The sequence below is a fragment of the Streptococcus sp. HMSC065C01 genome (assembly GCF_001813525.1).
Classification (GTDB): Bacteria; Bacillota; Bacilli; order Lactobacillales; family Streptococcaceae; genus Streptococcus; species Streptococcus parasanguinis_V.
On the sequence record NZ_KV812857.1, the window covers coordinates 295730 to 303327 of the forward strand.

7 protein-coding genes and 1 pseudogene are annotated in these 7598 nt (G+C 42.5%); all 8 read right to left on the reverse strand.

What is annotated here, in order from left to right; all coding sequences use genetic code 11:
* Positions 1–281: 281 nt before the first annotated feature.
* Complete coding sequence (locus HMPREF2918_RS07045; RefSeq protein ID WP_023918488.1) at positions 282–962, reverse strand: YoaK family protein; 681 nt, start codon at positions 960–962, stop codon at positions 282–284.
* Positions 963–1153: 191 nt separating this feature from the next.
* Entirely contained in the window at positions 1154–1792 is a 639-nt protein-coding gene (udk, locus tag HMPREF2918_RS07050) for a uridine kinase (protein WP_003007856.1), read from the reverse strand.
* Between the two features lie 141 nt (positions 1793–1933).
* Positions 1934–3046, reverse strand: a complete 1113-nt coding sequence (locus HMPREF2918_RS07055) for a hypothetical protein (protein WP_070595007.1) — start codon at positions 3044–3046, stop codon at positions 1934–1936.
* A gap of 126 nt (positions 3047–3172) precedes the next feature.
* Entirely contained in the window at positions 3173–4219 is a 1047-nt protein-coding gene (gene rfbB, locus HMPREF2918_RS07060) for a dTDP-glucose 4,6-dehydratase (protein ID WP_003002700.1), read from the reverse strand.
* A 292-nt stretch (positions 4220–4511) separates the two neighbouring features.
* Positions 4512–5105 carry a dTDP-4-dehydrorhamnose 3,5-epimerase family protein gene (locus HMPREF2918_RS07065; RefSeq protein WP_070588869.1) on the reverse strand — a complete coding sequence of 198 codons (594 nt, stop codon included), beginning with the start codon at positions 5103–5105 and terminating at the stop codon, positions 4512–4514.
* Positions 5105–5974: a glucose-1-phosphate thymidylyltransferase RfbA gene (rfbA, locus tag HMPREF2918_RS07070; protein WP_070595009.1), complete on the reverse strand. Its 870-nt coding sequence runs from the start codon at positions 5972–5974 to the stop codon at positions 5105–5107. The genes HMPREF2918_RS07065 and rfbA overlap by 1 nt, the downstream gene beginning before the upstream one ends.
* 144 nt (positions 5975–6118) lie before the next feature.
* Positions 6119–6553: a hypothetical protein gene (locus HMPREF2918_RS07075; protein ID WP_070595095.1), complete on the reverse strand. Its 435-nt coding sequence runs from the start codon at positions 6551–6553 to the stop codon at positions 6119–6121.
* Positions 6554–6671: 118 nt separating this feature from the next.
* Positions 6672–7496: pseudogene (locus HMPREF2918_RS07080) on the reverse strand (ZIP family metal transporter).
* Positions 7497–7598: the final 102 nt, after the last annotated feature.

Sequence of the window (7598 nt, forward strand, 5' to 3'; positions counted from 1 at the left end):
ATTGAGAGGCTAGGACTTTTGTCCCAGCCTCTGGAATATAGATAAAATTATCTTAGAAACTTTCCTTAGGTGAGGACGGACGTCAGCGAACTTCAAAGAAGTTCCATGACTAATTATTGAGCCTAAGGTCTCAATAATTCCGAGTGCCAGAAACAATTTTGTTTCTAGCACTTTTCTCACGGCGGAAAGTTTCAATATATTCTTGATTCATTTTAAAAATGAAATCTCAGTTTTATTTCTTTGCAGAATCATTTAACTCATTCTTCTAAAAATTATTTTATCTATTCATGTCGCCGATTGAAGTGAAAGACTTCAAAATACTGAATGGCACGATAGATTAAAAAGATAGTCAAGATAATGGATACCAGCCAGATGGTCTCTAATCCATAAAACTGGATCAAGTAGGTCGAAAAAATGGCCCCACAGACGAAACTCCCGATCAGGCAGGTCATAAAGATGGCTTCCCAGAGGAATTTCATCTCCCTGTCTCTAACAAAATTTCCATAAGCTACCATGGTTTTCTTGAGATTTCCGGTCATAAAAGAGTGGTTGTAGGCATAGCTACCTACTTCTCCAAATGAGGTCGCTACGATTCCTAAACTCAGGCCAAAAAAAGGCACGATGAAGACATTTTTTACCGATGCTGGCAAAAATCCCGTCACCAAAGTTGTGAGGATATAGGGCACTAGGGTACTCAAGCGCCAGACTGAATTATCAATCAAGCGACGCAAGACCGTCATTAAAAAGATCCCCAGCATAAAGGCCAGCATCGTGGCTAACTTCACTTCTACATCTGAGATCTGCTGGCCGATCAAACCAACCGATAGAAAAACCACATTTCCCGTCTGGCCTGCCGCCAAGGTCCCACCCCGACAAATAAAGGTATAAGCATCTGAAAAACCAGCACACATGGTCAATAAACAAGCGAACGCCTTGGTCCGCGAATGAAACTCCCTTTTCATTTCCATTCTCCCTAGGAAAAAGAGGGAGTGGTACAAATGTTACATAACATTTCTGGTACCACTCCCGCGAAGTTGATTGAGAACTCTTTCGAGTCTTTTAGCGAATGAAGAGTCTCACCAACTACTGCGACATTCAATTATTCCAACTAATGATAAACGATGGAGATCGATTGTCCTCTTTCTCCCTATCTTTATTTTCCCTCACGCGCCTCGTTGAGGATTTTCTCAATCTTGGTTGTGATCAAGTCAATCGCAACTGTATTGGTCACGCCCTCAGGAATAATCACATCCGCATAGCGCTTGGTAGGCTCAATGAACTGGTGGTACATCGGTTTTACCACACCAAGGTATTGCTCAATGACACTATCGAGACTCCGGCCACGCTCCTCCATATCGCGCTTGATCCGGCGAATGATCCGAACATCATCATCCGTATCCACAAAGATCTTGATATCCATCAAGTCTCGAAGGCGCTTGTCTTCAAGGACCAAGATCCCTTCCACGATAAAGACATCTTGAGGTTCCTGACGATAGGTCTTGCTGCTGCGTGTATGCTCTGCATAGTCATAGGTTGGGATATCCACTGGACGACCTGCCAAGAGTTCATTGATCTGCGCAATCATCAAGTCCGTATCAAAGGCAAAAGGATGGTCATAGTTGGTCTTGATCCGCTCCTCAAAGGTCAAATGACTTTGGTCCTTGTAATAAGAATCATGCTCAATCATGGCAATCTTTTCATTCGGAAAATTAGCCAAAATGGCACGAGACACACTGGTCTTTCCACCACCAGAACCACCAGTAACACCAATAATAATAGGTCTATTTTGCATTTTCTACTCCATTACCTGTAGTCGTCTGAGAAGAAATAGTCATCTCAGACACATCTTATCCATTTTACCATATTTTTGCCTAGACATGAATAGTTTTTCATTAAGAAGTTTGGAAACAAAAAGGACCTTGCGGTCCTTTCATTATTTTACTTTTTCTAATTTTGCGGCAAATTCATTACCACCACGTAAGACGAGTATGTTTTTTCCACCGTTGACAGGTACGAAACAATAATTTGAATTAGCTTGTATATAGACTTCCTTAGCGCTCTTCACTTGATAGCCTTCTGATTTCACCGCTTCTTGAATGACTTCAAATGTGTGTTCAATCTCTTCTTTAGAAGTCGTGTCTCCATCATACTTTTCTTGATCAGCTAGAGAATAGAATGCGTAAGCCTTGTTATCGTAATACTTATCACTTATAATTCCATGATCTGAAATCTGAACAGTTGTATTATCTCCTTCTGTCACATTCTTCCACTTTCCAACCATGGCCTTTGGTGTTTCAACCTTGTGATAGACCAAATTATCTTCAAAGTTTCCTTCGTATGATTTATAAGTTTTCAAGTCGAATAAATCATTTCTTAAAATAATATTGCTTCCGTCTTTTTGGAGCAAGTTATAGCGCGTGTTCCCACCAGACTTAATCACAACTATTTCTGTTGTCTTCAGGTTAAATTTCTTATCGACATCCGCAAGTGAATGCAAGTCTGTCGAATTTAACAAAGAAAGTGCGGTATTAAATTCTTTTTTCGCTTCATTGCCCTTGAGAACCTTTTTGATGGTCTCGCTACCATTGACTTTTTGTTTCTTTCCACTTAGTTCATAAGTGATCGGACTAGAATCCGTATTTCTCAACCAAACACCATCTAGACTTGGCCCACCTGAAAAGAAAAAGAACCAAGCAAAGGCAATCACTGCGACAAGTCCCGCAACTGCAGCCCCAATTTGGGTTTGTTTATTAAAAGAAAATGTCAATTTTTTCGGTCTTGGAACAGGTTGTAATGTTTTCGCCGATGGCTGCGGTTGGACAACAGCTGGCTGCTCTTGTGAAAGAGGCGCACTAGGTGCAACAGGTGCTTCTTGAGCTGGAGCTGGTGCCTCTGTCGTTGGAGCCTGCGCCTCAGTTGCTGGAGTCGGCTCTTCTTTTCGCTCTACGACAAACTCCCCTTTTTCACGCGCTTCTTGAAATTCTTGCATACTTGGCTTGCGACCATTGACCGCTTCAAAGTATTCAACCCAATCGTTTTGATTCATCATATCCCCCTTATTGATTCATCATAAAAACTAACCATATTATACCACAAATCAATGGTTAATTTTTTGATTTTCAGAAAAATATCTGAAAAAAGTCCAAGTGATTTTCCACTTGGACCTTCTTCATTATTTCAAAACTTTTTGTGTTTTCGCATAGTTGGCTTCTACAGCTTCTTTTTCAGCCTTCCACCAGTCTTGGTGGTCTGTGTACCACTTGATGGTATCTTCCAAACCTGCTTCAAAGTTTGTGAATTGTGGTTCCCAACCTAATTCTTCACGCAATTTGGTTGAATCGATGGCATAACGCAAATCGTGACCAGCACGGTCTGTTACACGGTCGTAGGCGTCTTTTGGTTGACCCATTTTTTCAAGGATCAACTCCAGCACTTCTTTGTTATTCTTTTCACCATCGGCACCGATCAGGTAAGTTTCACCAATACGGCCTTTAGTGAGGATAGCCCAAACACCAGTTGAGTGGTCGTTAGTGTGGATCCAGTCACGGACGTTCTTCCCTTCACCATAAAGTTTTGGCTTGATGCCAGACAAGATATTGGTGATTTGACGTGGGATGAATTTTTCGATGTGTTGGTATGGCCCGTAGTTGTTTGAACAGTTAGAAATCGTTGCTTTAACACCAAAGGAACGAACCCAAGCCTTCACGATCAAGTCTGAAGCAGCCTTGGTTGATGAATAAGGTGATGATGGGTTGTATTTTGTTTCAGCAGTGAATTTTTCACCAGGACCTTCCCCATGTCCAGGAAGATCTTCGCGCAATGGAAGGTCTCCATACACTTCGTCTGTTGACACGTGGTGGAAACGAATGTCGTATTTACGAGCCGCTTCCAAGAGTGTGTATGTTCCAACAAAGTTTGTGTAGATAAATGGAGATGGGTCTTTGAGGGAGTTGTCATTGTGGCTTTCTGCCGCATAGTGAACAATCGCATCAGCCTTGGCAGCCAATTTGTCAACTAATTCAGCATCAGCGATGTCTCCCACAACCAACTCAACACGATCTCCAAGGATTTCTTCGATATTGGCACGGTTTCCAGCATAAGTAAGTTTATCAAGGACAGTCACATGCACGTCTGGATGGTTGTTGTAGACATAGTGTACGAAGTTTGAACCGATGAAACCAGCTCCACCGGTTACGATGATATGTTTATATTCTGACATTTTTTCTCCAAATAATTTTTAGTTTTGATTGTTCCTTAAATCAATCTTTTTTTAGCTTTCCTTAGGTGAGTACGGACGTTAGGTGAAATTATCCAGTGGATGATTTCAGCAATCCAGGAAGTTCCATGACTAAGTTTTGAGCCTAGTGTCTCAAAACTTCCGAGCACCTGAAACACAATGGTTCAGGTGCTTTTCTCACGGCGGAAAGCTAAGCATATAGCTCGCTTCGCTCGTTTATAGCAAAGCTAAAAACTATATAATGATGTTCTTGATTGTTTTAAGAGCTTCATTCTTACAAATCTTCTGCTTTTAGGGGTTTGACGTCTTTAAGAAATGGGTGGTTCTTGTCTGCTTCTGAGACTTCTGCTTCTTCCAAGTTTTCCCATTGGATGTCTAGGCTTGGGTCTGCGTAGTTGACAAAAGCATATTTTGGTTTGAGTTCCAATGCCCAGTAATCATTGACTAAGTATGTATAGGCAACTTTGTCTGTCAAAACTTGGAACCCATTGGCTACACCACGAGGGACGAAGATGCCTTTTGAAGCATCGATCACGGTTTGGTAGGTGTTTCCAAAGCTATCGCCTTCACGAAGGTCTACCCAAGTTCCAAGAACCTTGCCTTCATCTGCTACAGAGATGTACTTGTCCCAAGGCTCTGCATGCAAGCCACGCAAAACATTCTTACGAGAGAATGAAATATTGTTTTGCAACTTACCTTCCGCAAAGAAGCTTTCAGGGAAACCAAGGGGAAGCATTTTCTCTTTTTGGAAGTTTTCTTTAAACCAACCACGGTTGTCCCCGCGCACTGGAATATCAAACTCCATCAAGCCTGGGATGGCTTCAATTTTGCGAGCTGCTAATTCTTTTTCGAAAAATTGTTCTGTCATTAAGCTTCTCCAATCAAACGGAGCAAGTATTGTCCGTATTCGTTTTTCTTCAGTGATTGCGCTAATTCATGGACTTGTTCTTTGGTGATATAACCCATGCGATAGGCGATTTCCTCAAGGTTAGCCACTTGGACATTTTGCAAGCGTTGAACAGTTTCGATATATTGAGAAGCTTGCAAGAGGCTTTCGTGAGTTCCAGTATCCAACCAGGCAAAACCACGACCCATGAGCTCAACAGAGAGATCTCCACGCTCCAAATAGGCCTTGTTAACATCTGTGATTTCAAGCTCCCCACGAGGACTTGGTTTGATGTTTTTGGCAATTTCTACCACATCATTGTCATAGAAGTAAAGTCCTGTCACTGCAAAGTTCGATTTTGGATGTTCTGGTTTTTCTTCGATAGAGATAGCATTCATATCCGCGTCAAACTCTACCACACCAAAGCGTTCTGGATCTTTGACTTGGTAACCAAAGACAGTCGCTCCTTTTTCTTTCGCTTCTGCCCGTTGCAACATCTTGGTTAAGCCGTTTCCGTGGAAGATATTGTCCCCAAGGATGAGGGCAACATGATCGTCACCGATAAATTCTTCCCCGATGATGAAGGCTTGCGCCAAACCATCTGGACTTGGTTGCTCTGCATAAGAGAGAGAAATTCCTAGCTCAGAGCCATCTCCAAGAAGCTCTTCAAAACGAGGAAGGTCTTGAGGAGTCGAGATGATCAGGATATCTTTGATCCCAGCCAACATAAGGGTTGACAGCGGATAGTAGATCATTGGTTTGTCATAAATGGGCATCAATTGTTTAGAAGCCGCACGTGTCAATGGATACAAGCGAGTTCCTGAGCCCCCTGCTAAAATAATACCTTTCATAATGGTAGGCCTTTCTACGTAGTCATTACCCTTATTTTATCATGTTTATATAAAAAAGTCACCTTGCATTTGTGTTACAAGGTGATGACAGAAGATGAGTGTTGTAGAATTTTTAGCATTGGTTTTACTCATGATTCAAATAGATTACTGCTCCTTGACTGAGCCGTCTGAAAACCTTACCTTTACTCCCGATTTGGTCGTGCCTCTCCTAGAATCCATAAAGCTCTGAAATTCTTCATCTTCATTATGATAGACCCCTATCTTAATTTTTTTCGCATCTTTATCATAAGCTAGCACATGTTCCTTGGAACTCCCATCAGAAAATGTGAATTTTACATCTGCTCCCCATGCATCTGACGGAATGGAGCTATACGAAGGATTTAGAATCTCAATTTCCTCAATTCCCTTGTAAGAATGCTTCAAGGTCTTTACAAGGCTGACTTCATACTCTCTATTGCGTCTCTTCTCCTCCATTTTTTTGTTCATATGAAACAAAAATATCCCAACTACCATAAGGAGAGCCAAGGCGATGACACTCATCATCCTTTTGCTTTTCTTTTTAAACTTGATTTTTACCATAAGACGATACTCCTTACTAATGAAAATTCCTTTGAGCTGTATCTGACTATCTTTTTTCTCAAAGACAATAACAGCAATCAAAAAGAGAGCTTGTCATGACGCTCTCCTTTTCAGTTCCTTATCCCAAAGCGACGTCGAGGATCATCATAATGACAAAGCCAACCATAAGACCGAGGGTCGCAACATCTGTGTTGCCATTGGTCTGGGAGTCTGGGATCAACTCTTCGACCACCACGAAGATCATCGCACCTGCCGCAAAAGAGAGGGCGTAAGGCAGGATAGCCGTCATGGACAGGACTGCCACAGCTCCTAGCAGGGCTCCTACTGGCTCAACGATGGCGGACATAGATCCCCAATAAAAGGCGTTGAGACGGGATTTCCCATCCGTTCGAATCGGAATCGAAAGGGCAGCCCCTTCAGGGATATTTTGCAAGCCGATCCCAATAGCTAGGCCAACCGCACCAATAAAGGCTTCTGGACTTGGATTGCTCGCCAGAGCCCCAAAGGCCACCCCGACTGCTAAGCCTTCTGGGAAATTGTGGATGGTAATGGCGAGAAAGAGGAGGGTTGTTTTAGACAACTTCTTCTCCCGCGGCGTATGGATGCTCTCAGCCTCCTCAATCTCCTTCGTCATATGAAGGTGAGGAACGATAGCATCGATCAGGCGGAGGAAAAAACCTCCAGCTAGAAAACCGATAGCAGCCGGAAACCAAGCCAGGCTCCCATATGATTTTTCCGCATACTCAATCGAGGGTTACAAGAGCGACCAAAACGAAGCCGCAATCATGACCCCTGCCGCAAATCCCATCATGATGTCCAGTAATTTGCGACTAATATGCTTGAAGAAAAAGACGATGGCTGACCCGACAATGGTACAGCCCCATGTAAATAATCCTGCGATTAAGGCCTGCAAGACCACGGATTGCGATTGAGACCAATTCATAACAACTCCCATTTTCTTGTTGATTCACTTGTTCTATTCTACTATTTTTATCCGAATGAAGGAAGGTCTTTCGAAAAAAAGAGAGTGGGATAGAAATCGGTA

Bases quoted from the DNA above. Each gene is read 5' to 3' on its own strand.
- HMPREF2918_RS07045 (WP_023918488.1), bottom strand. From the start codon at position 962: ATGAAAAGGGAGTTTCATTCGCGGACCAAGGCGTTCGCTTGTTTATTG.
- udk (WP_003007856.1), bottom strand. From the start codon at position 1,792: ATGCAAAATAGACCTATTATTATTGGTGTTACTGGTGGTTCTGGTGGT.
- HMPREF2918_RS07055 (WP_070595007.1), bottom strand. From the start codon at position 3,046: ATGAATCAAAACGATTGGGTTGAATACTTTGAAGCGGTCAATGGTCGC.
- rfbB (WP_003002700.1), bottom strand. From the start codon at position 4,219: ATGTCAGAATATAAACATATCATCGTAACCGGTGGAGCTGGTTTCATC.
- HMPREF2918_RS07065 (WP_070588869.1), bottom strand. From the start codon at position 5,105: ATGACAGAACAATTTTTCGAAAAAGAATTAGCAGCTCGCAAAATTGAA.
- rfbA (WP_070595009.1), bottom strand. From the start codon at position 5,974: ATGAAAGGTATTATTTTAGCAGGGGGCTCAGGAACTCGCTTGTATCCA.
- HMPREF2918_RS07075 (WP_070595095.1), bottom strand. From the start codon at position 6,553: ATGGTAAAAATCAAGTTTAAAAAGAAAAGCAAAAGGATGATGAGTGTC.